The organism is Enterobacter cloacae complex sp. 370H10 (genome assembly GCF_050031535.1).
In the GTDB taxonomy this organism is placed as follows: domain Bacteria; phylum Pseudomonadota; class Gammaproteobacteria; order Enterobacterales; family Enterobacteriaceae; genus Enterobacter; species Enterobacter intestinihominis.
In genome coordinates this window covers 1833492-1849578 of sequence record NZ_JBLGWG010000001.1, presented here as the reverse complement: position 1 = coordinate 1849578, position 16087 = coordinate 1833492, and the positions used below count along the sequence as shown (strand labels likewise).

The following is a 16087-nucleotide window of genomic DNA, read 5'->3' as shown; positions in this document are numbered from 1 at the left end:
GGAGCCTGATTTGCGAGAGGATCATGATGCGCAGACTGGTGAATTACCTTATCAATAACATCCGCGAGCATTTCATGCTCTACATTGTCCTTTGGTCGCTGCTGGCGATTGTTGACGTCATCTTTATTGTATTCTTCTGAAAACCATCACTGACGTTTATTGACACTCCTTTAAACTTATTTAACTTATAGTTTTTATAAAAAGTCATCTCAAATTTATTGAACGAAGCGATTGAAATACATTGCGGAAACACATTCAAATTCGCTGAAATAAAATAACTAAATAACATTATTCCTTTTTTTCAGTTGCATTATTTAATTAATCCGGCCATTTTTATTGCTCAGACATTTGAGAACGGAAATTCATATGCAATGGCGTAACTCCTCCAGCCGCTACGGAATAATATCCATGTGTTTACACTGGCTATTTGCACTTGCTGTCTATGCCATGTTTGGTCTCGGCCTCTGGATGGTGACATTAAGCTATTATGACGGTTGGTATCATCAGGCCCCCGAATTGCACAAAAGCATTGGGGTTCTGCTGATGATGGGTCTGGTTTTTCGCGTGATCTGGCGACATCTCTCTCCGCCCCCTCCTGCCCCCAAAAGCCATGGCCGTCTTACCCGCATAAGCGCTGTTGGCGCACATATCGCACTCTATGCCCTGCTGTTCGCCATTCTGATCAGCGGTTATCTCATTTCGACCGCAGACGGCAAACCGATCAGCGTGTTTGGGCTCTTTGACGTCCCTGCCACGCTGGCTGACGCCGGTTCACAGGCTGACACCGCCGGTGTGGTTCATCTGTGGCTGGCATGGAGCGTGGTGATCCTGTCTGTTCTGCATGGCCTTGCGGCCCTGAAACACCACTTTATCGATAAAGACGATACGCTGAAGCGCATGCTTGGCCGTTCGTCAGTTGACTCTGGAGCATAAAATGAAAAAACGCCTGTTGGGTATTGCATTAGGTTCGCTGTTATTTACCACCGGTTCGGCCATTGCCGCCGACTATAAAATTGATAAAGAAGGCCAGCATGCCTTCGTCAATTTCCGTATTCAGCATCTGGGTTACAGCTGGTTATATGGTACGTTCAATGATTTCGATGGCACATTTAGTTTCGACGAGAAAAATCCTGCTGCCGATAAAGTAAACGTCACCATTAATACTAACAGCGTCGACACTAATCACGCCGAGCGTGATAAACATCTGCGCAGCGCTGAATTCCTGAACGTAGGCAAATTCCCGCAAGCTACTTTCGCGTCGACAGAAGTGAAGAAAGACGGTGATAAGCTCGCTATTACCGGTAATCTTACGCTGAACGGCGTAACAAAACCGGTAACACTGGATGCGAAATTAATCGGCCAGGGCGACGATCCGTGGGGCGGAAAACGTGCTGGCTTTGAAGCCGCCGGCAAAATTCATCTGAAAGATTTTAATATCACCACAGATTTAGGACCGGCATCGCAGGATGTAGAGCTGATTATTTCGGTGGAAGGCGTTCAGCAGAAGTCATAAAACAGGCCCGGCAGGCTTTTACGCCGCCGGGCAATGTTTTACTCCGGGTCCGGAATACCCAGTTTGGTATTCAGTCGGCCCCGGGATTTATTAAAGATCTTATTCCCGTTCTCGCGCCCGGCACGGCGACGACGTTGCTCTTCTTCAGGCAGGATACTCTCTTCACTGCACAGCTCGCTACAGCAGCCATTAAACTTCTCGGCACATGCAGGACACTGAATAAACAGAAGATGACAACCGTCGTTTTTGCAGTTGGTATGCGTGTCGCACGGCGTACCGCACTGGTGGCAGTGAGCGATTACGTCCTCTGAAATTCGCTCGCCCATACGCTCATCAAACACAAAGTTTTTACCGATAAAACGCACCGGTAACCCCTGCTCGCGGGCGCGGCGGGCATATTCAATGATCCCACCCTCAATATGCCAGACTTTATTAAAACCGTTGTGTTTCATCCAGGCACTGGCTTTTTCGCAGCGGATCCCCCCGGTGCAATACATAACGATCTTTTTGTCTTTATGCTCCTGCATCATCTCAACCGCTTTCGGCAGCTGTTCACGGAAAGTGTCGGCAGGAATTTCCATCGCATTCTCGAAGTGGCCCACTTCATATTCGTAGTGGTTACGCATATCGATGAACACTGCATCCGGATCGTCGAGCATCGCGTTCACTTCAGCGGCCTTGAGGTACTCCCCCACATTAGCGGCATTGAAGTTCGGATCGTCGATGCCATCCGCCACAATACGCTCACGCACCTTCATGCGCAGCACCCAGAACGATTTGCCGTCATCATCCAGCGCAATGTTCAGGCGTAAGCCGTTAAGCGCCGGATCAAAACCATAAAGGAGATCGCGGAAGGCGCTGACTTTGCTTTCCGGCACGCTGATCTGCGCGTTAATACCCTCACGCGCCAGATAGACGCGACCAAACACGTTCAGGGCGGTGAAAGCCTGGTAAAGCGCATCGCGGGTCGCCTGTGGATCGTTGATGGTAAAATATTTATAGAAAGAGATCGTTGTGCGCGGTTCGGTTTCGGCCAACATACGCGCTTTCAACATCTCATTCGAAACGCGGTTGTGTAACACTGGCATGGTGTACAAGTCCTGCAATCGTTGAGAAATAAAAATCGTTCGGCATGATATAGCAAACAAAGACAATTTACATCCACACAATTTACGCTACATTTCAGTCAACCTGATTAATCAGACTTAACACTTGCATATTCTTTCATGTTTCGATGACAGACATTTTGGCTATGCCTCAAAAAATGAGACAATAGCCCTTCAGGACGTTAGAACACAGGACAGACATGACCCAGTTACCGAAATTTACTGCCGCGCTTTTACACCCACGCTATTGGTTAACATGGTCAGGCATTGGCTTGTTGTGGCTAATTGTACAGCTGCCTTATCCCGTAATTTTCCGCATGGGTAAAGGACTGGGCCGCATTGCTCAACAATTTATGAAGCGTCGCGCCAGGATCGCGTATCGAAATCTTGAGCTTTGCTTTCCTCAGATGAGCGAATCTGAGCGTCACGACATGGTGGTTAAAAACTTCGAATCTGTCGGCATGGGACTGATGGAGACCGGTATGGCCTGGTTCTGGTCGGATAAGCGCATGGCGCGCTGGACGGAAGTGGCCGGAACCGGCATGGATCCGGTGCATAATCTCCAGGCCAACCAGACTGGCGTCCTGCTGATTGGCGTTCATTTCCTGACGCTCGAAATTGGCGCGCGCATGTTCGGCATGCAGGCGCCGGGTATTGGCGTTTATCGTCCCAACGATAATCCGGTGATCGATTTGATACAGACCAACGGACGCATGCGCTCGAATAAAAGCATGATCGACCGCAAAGACCTTAAAGGGATGATCCGCGCCCTCAAATCAGGTGAAGTGGTCTGGTATGCCCCGGATCATGACTATGGCCCGCAATCCAGCGTGTTTGTCCCGTTCTTTGCGGTGGAAGATGCGGCGACAACCACCGGGACCTGGATGCTGGCGCGGATGTCCAAAGCGGCTATCGTGCCGTTTGTACCGCGCCGTAAACCAGACGGTTCAGGCTATCATCTCATCATGCTGGAGCCGGAACTCACGCCGCCGCTGGATGATGCAGAAACCACCGCGCGCTGGATGAATGCTATTGTCGAGAAATGCATTATGCTCGCTCCCGAGCAGTACATGTGGCTGCATCGCCGCTTCAAAACCCGGCCTCAGGGCGTCCCTTCTCGTTATTAATCTGCATGCGGTCTTCCGGGCCGCAAGCTGTTTTAGCTTTAAAAGCTCCCCGTCATTGCGGCAATCATACCCCAGGCGCATAATTAGCAGGCTTATTACCTCACTGGTCACGGTGCCCTGCACCTCATTATGCGGATAGTTATGTCCTCCACAGATGCTCCCATAAACTGGAAACGCAACCTGACGGTTGCATGGCTGGGTTGTTTTCTTACTGGCGCAGCCTTTAGCCTGGTAATGCCCTTCCTGCCCCTCTACGTTGAACAGCTCGGCGTCACCGGCCATAGCGCACTGAATATGTGGTCCGGCCTGGTGTTCAGCATTACGTTCCTGTTCTCCGCCATTGCGTCGCCTTTCTGGGGTGGGCTTGCGGATCGGAAAGGCCGCAAAATTATGCTGCTGCGCTCCGCGCTCGGCATGGCGATCATAATGCTGTTGATGGGGGTGGCGCAGAATGTCTGGCAGTTTCTGATATTACGCGCGCTCCTGGGTCTGCTCGGGGGATTTATCCCCAATGCCAACGCCCTGATCGCAACCCAAATCCCACGCCATAAAAGCGGCTGGGCATTGGGTACGCTCTCCACTGGCGGCGTAAGCGGCGCACTGCTGGGTCCGCTGGCGGGCGGGCTGCTGGCCGACCACTACGGACTGCGGCCGGTATTCTTCATTACCGCCAGCGTGCTGTTCCTCTGCTTCCTCGTGACGCTTATCTGCATCCGCGAGAATTTCACGCCGGTAGCCAAAAAAGAGATGCTGCACGCCCGGGATGTGCTGGCCTCGCTGAAAAACCCAAAGCTGGTGCTGAGCCTGTTTGTGACCACCATGATTATTCAGGTGGCCACCGGTTCAATCGCGCCTATTCTGACGCTCTATGTCCGCGATCTGGCGGGAAACGTCAGCAACATTGCTTTTATTAGCGGCCTGATCGCCTCTGTTCCCGGCGTGGCCGCGTTGCTGAGCGCGCCACGGCTCGGTAGGCTGGGCGATCGCATTGGCCCGGAAAAAATCCTGATCTGCGCCCTGATCGTCTCCGTTCTGCTGCTGATCCCCATGTCGATGGTGAACTCACCGTGGCAACTCGGCGTGTTGCGCTTCCTGCTGGGCGCAGCGGACGGCGCGTTGCTTCCTGCGGTGCAGACGCTGCTGGTTTATAACTCCACCAACCAGATTGCCGGACGTATTTTCAGCTACAACCAGTCGTTTCGCGATCTGGGTAACGTCACCGGGCCGCTGGTCGGCGCGGGGGTTTCGGCCAGTTTCGGTTTCCGGGCGGTCTTTATCGTGACGGCAGGCGTCGTGCTGTTCAACGCTGTTTATTCCTGGCTCAGCTTATCCCGGGCGCTACGCCCGGCGCGCATAACACAACATCGTGACGGCTAATTTACGCATTCATACTTGCACAATCATATAATCAGCTATTCTTTCCCTGAATACCTTCACGAAAAACAGGGAGACACCAATGACCATGTACGCCACGCTGGAAGAAGCTATCGATGCCGCTCGCGAAGAATTCCTCGCCGATAATCCCGGCATTGAGGAAGAAGATGCTGACGTGCAACAACTCAATATCCAAAAATACGTCCTTCAGGACGGCGATATTATGTGGCAGGCCGAATTCTTTGCTGATGAAGGTGAAGACGGAGAATGTCTGCCGATACTGAGTGGTGAAGGTGCGCAGGCGGTATTCGACGGCGACTATGACGAAATTGAGTTACGTCAGGAGTGGCTGGAAGAAAATACGCTGCATGAATGGGATGAAGGTGAGTTTCAGCTCGAACCGCCGCTGGATACCGAAGAAGGTCAGGCCGCAGCGGACGAATGGGACGAGCGATAAGCTCTCGTTACTCGTAAGGGCCGTGGCTGGCATCGATGGGCAGCAGTAGCGTGTCGAAAATCAGCGAAAACGGCAGATCGAGCACGGTGAGATAGCGCCATGCGGAATCGCGGACATCCCACTGTACGCCGGGGTAGTACTGATTCCCGTGGCCCTGTCCGGGAATGGTGCGGCTGATGATGCTGCCGCAGCCGCTGAGCAGGCATGCCATCATGACGACGATGATTACTTTCATTTCTGACCTCTAAAAAAATACCGGCCTCACAGCCGGTATTTTATTTGGCGGGTGGCGCTTCGCTTACCAGCCCTACTTAACAACTTACTTCGCCTTCAGGGCCAGCGGATTCAGCTTCACGTCCTTGTAGTAGTTCACCCACGAAGAGTATCTCTCCGGAGAAGTCCACACGCGGTAGTGAAGCCGTGCCATCGTCACCGGATCGCTCAACAGCACCAGACGACGGTCGCGGTTAAGCTTTTCTGGCGTCTCATTCAGCGCCTGCTCAACGTGGCGATCGCGGGCGATCTCCAGCACCTGGCTGGCGCGGTGACGCGCAGTCGCCATCGCGGTTGCCAGCGCGTTGAATGACGGGTTAAACACGGCGTGCATAAAGCCATCATCCAGCGTGCGTTTGCGGTTCTGCTCCAGATAGGTATCGGTATCCACCAGCACCTGCGGCGGAGAATACTCTTCCGGGATCAGGAACAGCTTCCAGCGTTTGGTACGCAGGCCCACCGTAGAACGGCTGGAGATCACCGACACAAATGGCGACAGGATCAGTGAGAAGACGATTGGCGCCAGCCAGAACAGGAAACGCAGATCCAGCCAGGCCATACCAACGGCCCACACCAGGCCCAGCAGCAGCTGAGAGCCGTGGCGCATAAAGGCCTCACTCCATGGCGTAGAGTCATCGTCACGCTGCGGTGAATTCCACACCACTTCCCATCCCAGGAACGCGCTCACCACGAATACCGTGTGGAACAGCATACGCACCGGTGCCAGCAGGACCGAGAACAGCACTTCCAGCAGCAGTGAAAGGGTTACGCGGCAGAAACCACCGTACTCCTTCGAACCTTTACACCAGATCAGAATGATACTGAGCAGCTTAGGCAGGAACAGCAGCACCATGGTCGACGCGAACAGCGCAATCGCCAGCTCCGGACGCCACTGCGGCCACACCGGGAACAGCTGGCGCGGTTGCAGGAAGTACTGCGGCTCCGTCAGGGCATGCACAACCTGCAACGCGGTCGAGAGTGCCAGGAACATAAACCACAGCGGCGCAGACAGATAGGACATGACGCCCGTCAGGAACACCGCACGGTGAACAGGGTGCATCCCCTTCACCAGGAACAGGCGGAAGTTCATCAGGTTACCGTGACACCAACGGCGGTCACGCTTGAGCTCATCCAGCAGGTTCGGCGGCAGCTCTTCATACGAGCCCGGCAGATCGTAGGCAATCCAGACGCCCCACCCTGCGCGACGCATCAGCGCGGCTTCCACAAAGTCATGCGACAGAATGGACCCGGCAAACGATCCTTCACCCGGCAGCGGCGCCAGGGCGCAGTGCTCGATGAATGGCTTCACGCGGATAATAGCGTTGTGGCCCCAGTAGTGAGATTCACCCAGCTGCCAGAAGTGCAGACCGGCAGTAAACAGCGGCCCGTAGACGCGGGTCGCAAACTGCTGGCAGCGCGCATATAGCGTGTCCATACCGGACGCTTTTGGCGAGGACTGAATAATACCCGCGTTCGGATTGGCTTCCATCAGACGGACCAGCCCGCTCAGGCAGTCGCCGCTCATCACGGAGTCCGCATCCAGTACCACCATGTAGCTGTACTGGTTACCCCAGCGACGACAGAAGTCATCGATGTTCCCGCTCTTACGCTTAACACGACGACGACGACGACGGTAGAAGATCTGCCCTTCGCCCTGCACTTCAGCAATCAGCTCCATCCAGGCTTTTTGCTCTGCCACGCAGATATCCGGGTTGTAGCTGTCGCTCAGGATGTAGACGTCGAAATGCGCCGCGTTACCGGTCGCCTTTACGGACTCCCAGGTGGCACGCAGCCCGGCGAATACGCGGTCAACATCTTCGTTACAGATAGGCATGATTAGCGCGGTACGGTGCTCAGGATTGAGGGGTTCATCCCCGACCGTCGACGCGGAAATGCTGTATTTGTCACGCCCCATCAGCAGTTGCAGGAAGCCCATCAGCGCCGTCCAGAACCCGGCGGAGACCCAACAGAACAGCACGGCAAACAGCAGAAGGATGCCGCTCTGTAAAATATACGGCAGCAGCTGCATGAAGGAGACCCAGATATCCTGGCCAATCATGTCAGCAGGGTTAATCAATGCCCAGCCCTGGTACGGCAGAATAGTTTTCATGTACCAGGTGGCGACAACCGTCTGTGCCAGCGTCAGCAGCAGCAGAATGTAACGACGAATCGTTCCCACGGTACGCCATTTCTGCTCGGACGCCTGTTGTTCTTTGGTCAGACGTGACAGATAGCGCGGCGTCACGTCACGCCCACGCAGGCGATCCCAGAAGCGACCCACCGGGTTGGTGCGCCACGGATCGGGGAACATAGAGGAACGCGTGGCCTTCGGCATCGCCTGTAGCTGGTCACGCCCTTCGTCATCCTTGATTAACTGCCCTTCTGCCAGCGAGTCTGGCCATGCCTGCTCCAGACGTGCCTTCACTGACCCCAGCGGCGTATCATCATCACGGGAAAAGTGACGATGTTCACCATCCAGCGCGGTGTGAACCGCGCGGATGTCGCTCGCAGGGAGTGCCGCTTTTTCAATGTCCGTTAGCGGCATGGCATCAATATATTCAGATGTATTATTCATTGGCAGGTAGCTGATAGCTCCAGGTTTCACTCAGCGGCTTATCGTTACTGACCAGCGCGGCGCGCATTTCAGTGGTCTGTTTCGGATCTTTCACCTTCACGCGCAGGGTCAAACGCCACCCTTTGGTGACCGGATTGTAACGCACGGCGTTCTCAACGATTTCACCGTTATCGCCAATGCTGGCCTGTGCCGTCACGGCAGTATCCGGCGCCAGTTTTTTCATATCCTGCCCGGTGAAGTCCACGATAAATGCCAGCGTGCCATCCGGCTGACGAATCAGGTTGGACTGCTTCACGTCCCCCGTAGAACGACGCGTCTGCATCACATACGCGTTATCCGGTGCGTGCAGTTTGTCTTCGTCACGGCTGAAGGTGATCGCATACTTGAAGTTCATCTCTTTACCGGCTTCAGGCAGCTGATCCGGTGTCCAGTACGCCACGATGTTATCGTTGGTTTCATCATTGGTTGGAATTTCAACCAACTCAACCTTGCCTTTACCCCAGTCGCCTTTCGGTGTAACCCAGGCGCTTGGGCGCAGATCGTAGCGGTCGTCCAGATCTTCAAAGCGGGAGAACTGACGGCCACGTTGCAGCAGACCAAAGCCCTGCGGGTTTTCCATCGCAAAGCTGCTGACGGCGAGGTGTTTCGGGTTGTTCAGCGGACGCCAGATCCACTCGCCGTTACCAGCATGAATGGAAAGGCCATTAGAATCATGCAGTTGAGGGCGGAAGTTAGTCGCCGGAGACGGCTGATTCGGCCCGAACAGGAACATGCTGGTCAGCGGCGCGACGCCCAGTTTGCCCACTTTATCGCGCAGGTAAACTTTAGACTGCACGTCAACCACCGTGTCACGCCCTGGCATGATCACGAAGCGATAAGCGCCTGTCGCACGAGGGGAGTCCAGCAGCGCATAAATTGTCAGACGTTTGTCGGTTGGTTTTGGACGTTCGATCCAGAACTCGCGAAAACGTGGAAATTCTTCACCTGATGGCAGCGCGGTATCAATTGCCAGACCGCGCGCAGAAAGCCCGTACACCTGCCCCGCGCCAATCACGCGGAAGTAGCTGGCGCCAAGCATGCTGACGATTTCGTCGTTTTTATCTTTGCTGTTAATCGGGTAAAGCACCTTGAAGCCTGCGAAGCCGAGGTCTTTCACCGTGTCTTTATCGTGTTGCACATCGCCAAAATTGAAATAATCCGGGCTGTACTTGATTTTACGTACCGCGGTCGCCGTCACTTCATTGATGGCAACCGGCGTGTCGAAGTACATACCCTGGTGGTAAAATTCAAGCTTGAACGGGGTTTTAATATTGTTCCAGTACGCTTTATCGTGATTGAACTGGATCTGCTGATAGTCCGCGTATTTCATGTCGCGGAAAACGGAGGGCAGGTTACTTTTTGGCGCTTCGTAGCTCTTGCCCGCCATCGATTTAGCCTGTTTTGCGACATCATCGATGTTAAAGGCCAGTGCAGATGAGGTATACAGTGACAACAGCACTGCTACACCCAACCAACGCATTTTCATCATTTGTGGTTTATGTTTCATAATAAGTAAGCACTTCCCCCTTTGTGTGCTTATATCGATCCGATCCATTTTAATGGAAACTCAGGCAATCCGACAACATTATCACTGCTTTGTTCAGCTCGCTGGCTCATGGATTAAGCAAATGAAAGAACCCGCTTTTCACTTTGCGTGCTTATCCTGGAGACAGGGTGTCGGTCTTGGTGTAGGGTTGGCTCCGAATGTAACCATTATGAGCCTTAGGGATAAGGCGAAAAGTCTGAGAATGCGCAAAGTTATATGAGCACAACCCCTGTACAACGTGAATATTTCCTCGACTCGATCCGCGCATGGCTCATGCTATTGGGGATCCCTTTTCATATTTCACTGATCTATTCCAGCCACACCTGGCATGTGAACAGCCAGATGCCCTCCTGGTGGCTGACGCTGTTCAATGATTTTATCCATGCCTTCCGCATGCAGGTGTTTTTCGTCATTTCAGGCTATTTCTCTTACATGCTCTTCTTGCGCTATCCCCTCAAGCGGTGGTGGAAAGTACGCGTGGAGCGCGTGGGCATACCAATGTTGACGGCCATTCCGCTGCTGACGCTGCCGCAGTTCATCATGTTGCAGCATGTTAAAGGCAAGGCGGAAAACTGGCCTAATCTCTCGTTCTATGAGAAATACAACACCCTGGTCTGGGAGCTGATTTCCCACCTCTGGTTCCTGCTGGTACTGGTGGTGCTAACCACGGTGAGTTTGCTGATCTTCAGTCAACTGCGCCAGCGCGCGAGCGCCGCAACCTCGACCTTCTTCGCCAACATCACCCTGGGCAAGCTGTCGCTGCTGTTTCTTGCGCTGGGGGTCGCGTATGCCGCCGTCAGGCGTACGCTACTCATTGTCTACCCTCCCATTCTGAGCGATGGGCTGTTTAATTTCGTGGTGATGCAGACCCTGTTCTACATCCCCTTCTTCCTGATTGGGGCGCTAGCATTTATTCATCCCCGGCTTAAAGCGCTGTTTACCACCCCCTCCCCCTGGTGTGCGGTGGGTGCTGCGCTGGCCTTTGCCGCCTATCTTCTCAATCAGCGCTTTGGCAGCGGGGACGCGTGGATGTATGAGACAGAGAGCGTGATAACGATGCTGATGGGCCTGTGGATGGTTAACGTGGTGTTCGCCCTTGGCCATCGTCTGCTGAATTTTAAATCAAGTCGCGTCACCTATTTCGTTAATGCTTCACTGTTTATCTACCTGGTCCACCATCCGCTGACGCTGTTTTTCGGGGCGTACATTACGCCGCATATCAAATCGAATGCGCTGGGCTTCTTCACCGGTCTGGTCTTTGTGGTTGGCATTGCCATCGTGTTGTATGAAATCCACCTGCGGATCCCGCTTTTGCGTTTCCTGTTCTCAGGCAAACCTCAGGTTAAAGCGGGATAAAAAAACGGCGCCTCCAGAGCGCCGTTTTTGCTTTTCAGACATCAAAATGCCTGGCTGCGCGCGGTCAAAAGCCGCTGATACAGGTCGGCGGTGTGCTCATCGAAACAGACAAAAATGACTTTTTCCGGCATGGGTTTGAGGGAAAGGTAGTGATAAACGGTATTCACGGCGATCGTAGCTGCCGCTTCCTTTGGATAACCGTACACCCCGGTGCTAATGGCGGGGAACGCCATGGTCTTATAGCCGTTATCTGCCGCAAGCCGCAGGCAGTTACGATAAGCCTGCTCCAGAATCTCAGCCTCATGGCGGTCGCCACCGTGCCAGACGGGTCCAACGGTATGGATCACCGCTTTGGCCGGGAGATCGCCCGCAAGCGTAATAACAGCATGCCCCGGCGGGCACTCTCCCTGCTGCTGGCGCACGGTTTTGCATGCTTCAAGGAGCTGAGGGCCCGCGGCCCGGTGAATGGCACCATCCACCCCGCCCCCACCCAAGAGGGAGGAATTGGCTGCGTTGACGATCACGTCAACGTGCACCGTCGTGATATCGCCATGAATAACGTCGATTTGCGGTCTCATAAACACCCTCTGCAACCCGCCTTTTTCATCAGTGTATCGCAGAGGGAGAAGGAGAAAAACTGTCGCGAAAAAAACGGCGGTTAACGGTAATCCACCTGAACGACCGCAAGCGTTTTCTTTTCATTCAGGTATTTCATGGTGACAGCGGCCAGCGCTGAGTGAGGATGATGGCCCCGGAGCGCCTCGTCATAACTGATGGTATGCGTTTTCATACGGTTATTTTCCGGGCAGGAAATTGCAAACTGCTGATGCCGGGGCGTGACTTCGCACGGGTCAGCGACCACCGCGCCACGAAAATGAATCACCCCACCATTCTCTATAGTTGCTGAATAAGCCGGAGAAATAAAAGAGGACAGGATCAGTCCCAGACCAGAAATAATACACGCTGCGGATTTGAACATTATTTGTACTCCTCAATGAAATTCGTCCTTGAGGGGTAAAAACGCTCCGTTATGACGTATCAATTTAAGCAACCCGTTTGCTGGGTTCTTGATATCAGCATAGCTTACCTGTGCAGCGCCGCCACTTTATTAAATCATTGATTTTATGAATGATTAAAGCGTACTTGCCGGTGCGTTCCACTGCTGTGATAAATGAAGCGATTTTCCATCGGAAACGGTGACGATTATTTTTACCGCATCCCCTGAGCGAATATTTAAACTGATTCGCGTTAAATCAATCGGCTGATTAGCGGGTATAAAAAGAGTATTTTTCTGCCGCGATGTACTTTGTCCCCCCTGCCCCTGTCGGACAGATAACACCTCAACCTGACATTCGCAGGCGTCTGCCAGCGTGACCTGAGGAATAATGGTTGTCACATTTGCCTGCTGTGAGGTGCTGAACGTTATCTGGCTGGCAAGCGCGGCAAGGAGAATGAAGGTGCTCATGAGATCCTCCCGAAAAAAAACAGGGCGCATGCCCTGTTTTTTGGTACAGAAATGAATCAGTACTGGTGTGCGGTCGCGTTGTTGCCGAAGCCAACCTGGTGCACAGTCACCGTTGAGCCGGACGCTGTCTGGTCTACCGCCGCGCCGTTGCCGCCGCCGAACTGTTTCACGTTGATAACAGAATCTTTGCTATTCCACTGGTCGATGGTGGCGCTGTTACCAAAGCCTTTTTGCAGCAGATCGATAGAACTGTCATCAGAGCCCTGGCCAACATCTGCGCCGTTACCGCCACCATGCTGGGTAATGGTCAATTCAGAATCTCGGGCATCCGTCTGCAAAGCAAGCGCGGAGTTACCGCCGCCGTACTGGTAAATGCTCAGGGTTGAGTCAGGGCCGTTATTGCCGCCACCCCAGCCACCACCGTGACCGCCGCCAAATTGTGGTACCGCACCTGCGAAAGCACTGCCAGAAACTACGATTGCTGCAATAACTGCCACTTTGAAAAGTTTCATGGTAAACCCCCATCGGATTGATTAAGGCGTCACACATCGCTAGCGTTGAATAACGCGAATAGCCATTTGCGACTGTCTCTGTACTACAACTGCTGTTTTCTGCGTACCATACTGCGTTATATTCGCCCTGTTACCCGAGCCTTTCTGGATAATCATGGCGGTGTTGCCAAAAGCGCCCTGCTTAATACTCGCATCGTTGCCGTTGCCGGTCTGATCGATATAAGCAAGGTTATACGTCCCTGACTGATCAACATTCGCGCGGTTATTCCCGCCCTCCTGGGAAATAACGGACAGCAATTTAGAACCGCCCTGGCGTACATCAGCATTATTTCCTGAACCCTGTTGACCAATAATGGCTGCCTGATTGTATGAAGCTTTACTTAATTCATTTATCGCAAAATTATATTCAGAACTGGCTAAATCTGAATCACCTGCGATTACAAACCCAGGCGCACCCAGTAATGTAAACATCATAAACAACGTTTTGTTTTTCATGCTGTCACCCTGGACCTGGCTATAAAAAGGTATTCCTTACTCCGTTAACGCGATTCGTTTTGTTAACGCCGCGTTACGGAAAAGAGTATGTCTGCCGAAACATGTTTAATATCTCACCCGTGCGCCTTATTTTTATATTCCCCTTCACCTCAAAGTCGTAAATCTCGCCTGAAACGACGGGATACTCGCTTAAAGCAGAAACCAAAAATGTCTTCCTGCGCTTGTACAACAGCGAGACAGGCTGTCCAACCTGCACCGGCTTCTTCAGACAAAAACGACAATGCCCTTTGCCACGCGCGTGACACGAAGCAAGTTTTCTTAAGAAAAAATTCTGGCTTAGGGAAGTCTTATGTTTTTAGCAGAGTTCCTACTTTTTACCGGCTGGCTTACAATAATAAAAAACCAGATAATACAGATCATTATAATATACCGTATGATTTTTAAAATCTGTGCACGTTTATACACCTGTACAACTTTCCCCTTATCTTAAAATCTATTAACCCTGCAAAATACACAAATAAATATCGAATTTTACATTCTGTTACACGATTAACACTTGCTTTAAAGTTTGCAATAGCTAGATTGAAAACAGCAGTACGTTATTTGTTTTTAATTTTACCGCCTCCTTTGGAGGAAGGTTTTTTAACTACACACAGCAGTGCCACACCTGCAGTACTTCTGGTGCCCTTTTCAATAAAACGAGGGCAACTGCCGGGTGTCATAAATAACGTGGGGTTTCATCATGTTTAATGAAGTCCATAGCTTACCCGGTCATACATTATTGTTGATCACAAAACCTTCCTTACAAGCGACAGCGTTATTGCAGCATTTAAAACAATGCCTGTCACTTAACGGGAAACTTCATAACATTCAACGTTCTTTTGATGATATCGCTCCTGGCAGCATCATTCTTCTCGATATGATGGAAGCGGATAAAAAACTGATCCATTACTGGCAAGATAATTTAAGCAGGAAAAACAATAATATCCGCGTGTTGTTATTGAATACGCCTGATGAGTATCCTTTCCGCGAAATTGAGAGCTGGCCGCATATTAACGGCGTGTTTTACGTTACAGAAGAAGAAAACCGTGTCGTGGAGGGTTTGCAGGGCATATTGCGGGGGGAGTGTTATTTCTCGCAAAAACTGGCCAGCTACCTCATTACCCACTCCGGAAATTATCGCTATAACAGTTCGGAATCGGCCCTTCTGACGCACCGTGAGAAAGAGATCCTGAACAAACTGCGTATTGGTGCTTCAAATATTGAAATCGCCCGTTCGTTATTTATCAGCGAAAATACGGTTAAGACGCATCTTTATAATCTTTTCAAAAAGATAGCTGTTAAAAATCGCACGCAGGCGGTGTCGTGGGCAAACGATAACCTCAGGCGTTAATAGCATGAAACGCACCCTAAGTTGGATTGCCGCCGCAGGCATTATGCTTGCTGCCGGAAACCTTCAGGCTGTTGAGGTGGAAGTTCCTGGACTGTTGACCGACCACACTGTCACCTCTGTCGGACACGATTTTTATCGTGCCTTCAGCGATAAGTGGGAAAGCGATTATCCGGGTAATTTAACCATCAACGAACGGCCCAGTGCGCGGTGGGGAAGCTGGATCACAATAACCGCTAATCAGGACGTTATTTACCAGACTTTTTTATTCCCAACGAAAAGAGACTTCGATCAGAACGTCGCTTTCGCACTGGCACAAACAGAAGAAGCTATTAACCGCCTACAGTTAGATAAAGCCCTTTTGAGCACAGGCGATTTAGCAAAAGATGAGTTCTAGCAACGACACCTATTTCGGAGGCTGTAATGCGTCTCGCACACACAGTGATTTCGTTAATGCTCATTGCGCCGTTGAGTTGGGCCGGAAATATGACATTCCAGTTCCGCAACCCTAATTTTGGCGGCAACCCGAATAACGGAGCCTTTATGCTTAACCAGGCGCAGGCTCAAAACTCCTATAAAGACCCCAGCTATGACGATGATTTCGGTATCGAGACCCCGTCAGCTCTGGATAATTTTACTCAGGCCATCCAGTCGCAAATATTAGGTGGCTTATTAACCAACATTAATACCGGAAAACCCGGCCGGATGGTCACTAACGACTTTATCGTCGATATTGCCAATAAAGACGGGCAGCTTCAGTTAAATGTGACAGACCGAAAAACCGGTAAGACGTCGACAATCCAGGTTTCCGGTTTGCAGACCAGTTCAACTGATTTCTAAACAACCCCGAAATAAGGAC

The 16087-nt window shown here is 51.9% G+C and carries 20 protein-coding genes; 11 read left to right on the top strand and 9 right to left on the bottom strand.

What is annotated here, in order from left to right:
- Positions 1-26 precede the first annotated feature (26 nt).
- The 3 genes from ACQG2Q_RS09040 to ACQG2Q_RS09030 all read left to right on the top strand — a co-directional run bounded on the left by ACQG2Q_RS09040 (position 27) and on the right by ACQG2Q_RS09030 (position 1513).
- A complete protein-coding gene (locus ACQG2Q_RS09040) occupies positions 27-140 on the top strand; it encodes a YceO family protein (protein WP_022647713.1) in 114 nt (37 codons plus the stop codon).
- Positions 141-366: 226 nt separating this feature from the next.
- On the top strand, positions 367-933 hold the full coding sequence (locus tag ACQG2Q_RS09035) for a cytochrome b (RefSeq protein ID WP_022647712.1): 567 nt from the start codon (positions 367-369) through the stop codon (positions 931-933).
- Position 934: 1 nt separating this feature from the next.
- Positions 935-1513, top strand: a complete 579-nt coding sequence (locus ACQG2Q_RS09030) for a YceI family protein (protein ID WP_022647711.1) — start codon at positions 935-937, stop codon at positions 1511-1513.
- Between the two features lie 38 nt (positions 1514-1551).
- Here the strand turns inward: ACQG2Q_RS09030 and ACQG2Q_RS09025 are convergent, their stop codons facing one another.
- Complete coding sequence (locus tag ACQG2Q_RS09025) at positions 1552-2601, bottom strand: rhodanese-related sulfurtransferase (protein WP_023299780.1); 1050 nt, start codon at positions 2599-2601, stop codon at positions 1552-1554.
- A 218-nt stretch (positions 2602-2819) separates the two neighbouring features.
- On the opposite strand from ACQG2Q_RS09025, the gene ACQG2Q_RS09020 reads away from it, so the two are divergent.
- From ACQG2Q_RS09020 to ACQG2Q_RS09010, 3 genes are all read left to right on the top strand, one after another.
- Complete coding sequence (locus tag ACQG2Q_RS09020) at positions 2820-3746, top strand: Kdo(2)-lipid IV(A) acyltransferase (RefSeq protein WP_426759124.1); 927 nt, start codon at positions 2820-2822, stop codon at positions 3744-3746.
- A 141-nt stretch (positions 3747-3887) separates the two neighbouring features.
- Entirely contained in the window at positions 3888-5123 is a 1236-nt protein-coding gene (mdtG, locus tag ACQG2Q_RS09015; protein WP_063150439.1) for a multidrug efflux MFS transporter MdtG, read from the top strand.
- 79 nt (positions 5124-5202) lie between these two features.
- Complete coding sequence (locus ACQG2Q_RS09010; protein ID WP_003858026.1) at positions 5203-5577, top strand: MysB family protein; 375 nt, start codon at positions 5203-5205, stop codon at positions 5575-5577.
- Between the two features lie 7 nt (positions 5578-5584).
- On the opposite strand, the gene ACQG2Q_RS09005 is transcribed toward ACQG2Q_RS09010, so the two are convergent.
- The 3 genes from ACQG2Q_RS09005 to mdoG form a co-directional block, all read right to left on the bottom strand.
- Positions 5585-5812: a YceK/YidQ family lipoprotein gene (locus ACQG2Q_RS09005; RefSeq protein WP_003858030.1), complete on the bottom strand. Its 228-nt coding sequence runs from the start codon at positions 5810-5812 to the stop codon at positions 5585-5587.
- An 84-nt stretch (positions 5813-5896) separates the two neighbouring features.
- On the bottom strand, positions 5897-8425 hold the full coding sequence (gene mdoH / locus ACQG2Q_RS09000) for a glucans biosynthesis glucosyltransferase MdoH (protein ID WP_023299777.1): 2529 nt from the start codon (positions 8423-8425) through the stop codon (positions 5897-5899).
- Positions 8418-9971: a glucans biosynthesis protein MdoG gene (gene mdoG / locus ACQG2Q_RS08995; RefSeq protein ID WP_032622136.1), complete on the bottom strand. Its 1554-nt coding sequence runs from the start codon at positions 9969-9971 to the stop codon at positions 8418-8420. The genes mdoH and mdoG overlap by 8 nt, the downstream gene beginning before the upstream one ends.
- A gap of 255 nt (positions 9972-10226) precedes the next feature.
- Between mdoG and mdoC the strand changes: the two genes are divergently transcribed.
- Complete coding sequence (gene mdoC / locus ACQG2Q_RS08990) at positions 10227-11366, top strand: glucans biosynthesis protein MdoC (protein WP_022647705.1); 1140 nt, start codon at positions 10227-10229, stop codon at positions 11364-11366.
- Between the two features lie 41 nt (positions 11367-11407).
- Here the strand turns inward: mdoC and ymdB are convergent, their stop codons facing one another.
- The 5 genes from ymdB to csgB form a co-directional block, all read right to left on the bottom strand.
- Entirely contained in the window at positions 11408-11944 is a 537-nt protein-coding gene (gene ymdB, locus ACQG2Q_RS08985) for an O-acetyl-ADP-ribose deacetylase (RefSeq protein ID WP_022647704.1), read from the bottom strand.
- Positions 11945-12024: 80 nt separating this feature from the next.
- The gene (locus ACQG2Q_RS08980) at positions 12025-12345 is read right to left on the bottom strand and encodes a type 1 fimbrial protein (protein ID WP_063849340.1); all 321 of its coding nucleotides are present in this window, start codon (positions 12343-12345) and stop codon (positions 12025-12027) included.
- Between the two features lie 153 nt (positions 12346-12498).
- Positions 12499-12831, bottom strand: a complete 333-nt coding sequence (gene csgC, locus ACQG2Q_RS08975; RefSeq protein ID WP_023299776.1) for a curli assembly chaperone CsgC — start codon at positions 12829-12831, stop codon at positions 12499-12501.
- Positions 12832-12887: 56 nt separating this feature from the next.
- On the bottom strand, positions 12888-13343 hold the full coding sequence (gene csgA / locus ACQG2Q_RS08970) for a curli major subunit CsgA (RefSeq protein ID WP_003858043.1): 456 nt from the start codon (positions 13341-13343) through the stop codon (positions 12888-12890).
- Between the two features lie 39 nt (positions 13344-13382).
- Complete coding sequence (gene csgB, locus ACQG2Q_RS08965) at positions 13383-13838, bottom strand: curli minor subunit CsgB (RefSeq protein ID WP_023299774.1); 456 nt, start codon at positions 13836-13838, stop codon at positions 13383-13385.
- An 87-nt stretch (positions 13839-13925) separates the two neighbouring features.
- Here csgB and ACQG2Q_RS08960 point away from each other — a divergent pair, with 87 nt between their 5' ends.
- The 4 genes from ACQG2Q_RS08960 to csgF all read left to right on the top strand — a co-directional run bounded on the left by ACQG2Q_RS08960 (position 13926) and on the right by csgF (position 16068).
- Positions 13926-14282 (top strand): hypothetical protein, encoded by a 357-nt coding sequence (locus tag ACQG2Q_RS08960; RefSeq protein WP_159427241.1) that lies wholly within the window; start codon positions 13926-13928, stop codon positions 14280-14282.
- Between the two features lie 298 nt (positions 14283-14580).
- On the top strand, positions 14581-15231 hold the full coding sequence (gene csgD, locus ACQG2Q_RS08955) for a biofilm master transcriptional regulator CsgD (protein ID WP_006809293.1): 651 nt from the start codon (positions 14581-14583) through the stop codon (positions 15229-15231).
- Between the two features lie 4 nt (positions 15232-15235).
- Positions 15236-15625, top strand: coding sequence for a curli production assembly/transport protein CsgE (csgE, locus tag ACQG2Q_RS08950; protein ID WP_003858052.1), 390 nt, complete (start codon positions 15236-15238; stop codon positions 15623-15625).
- A gap of 26 nt (positions 15626-15651) precedes the next feature.
- Positions 15652-16068, top strand: a complete 417-nt coding sequence (gene csgF, locus ACQG2Q_RS08945; protein WP_003858054.1) for a curli production assembly/transport protein CsgF — start codon at positions 15652-15654, stop codon at positions 16066-16068.
- Positions 16069-16087 lie beyond the last annotated feature (19 nt).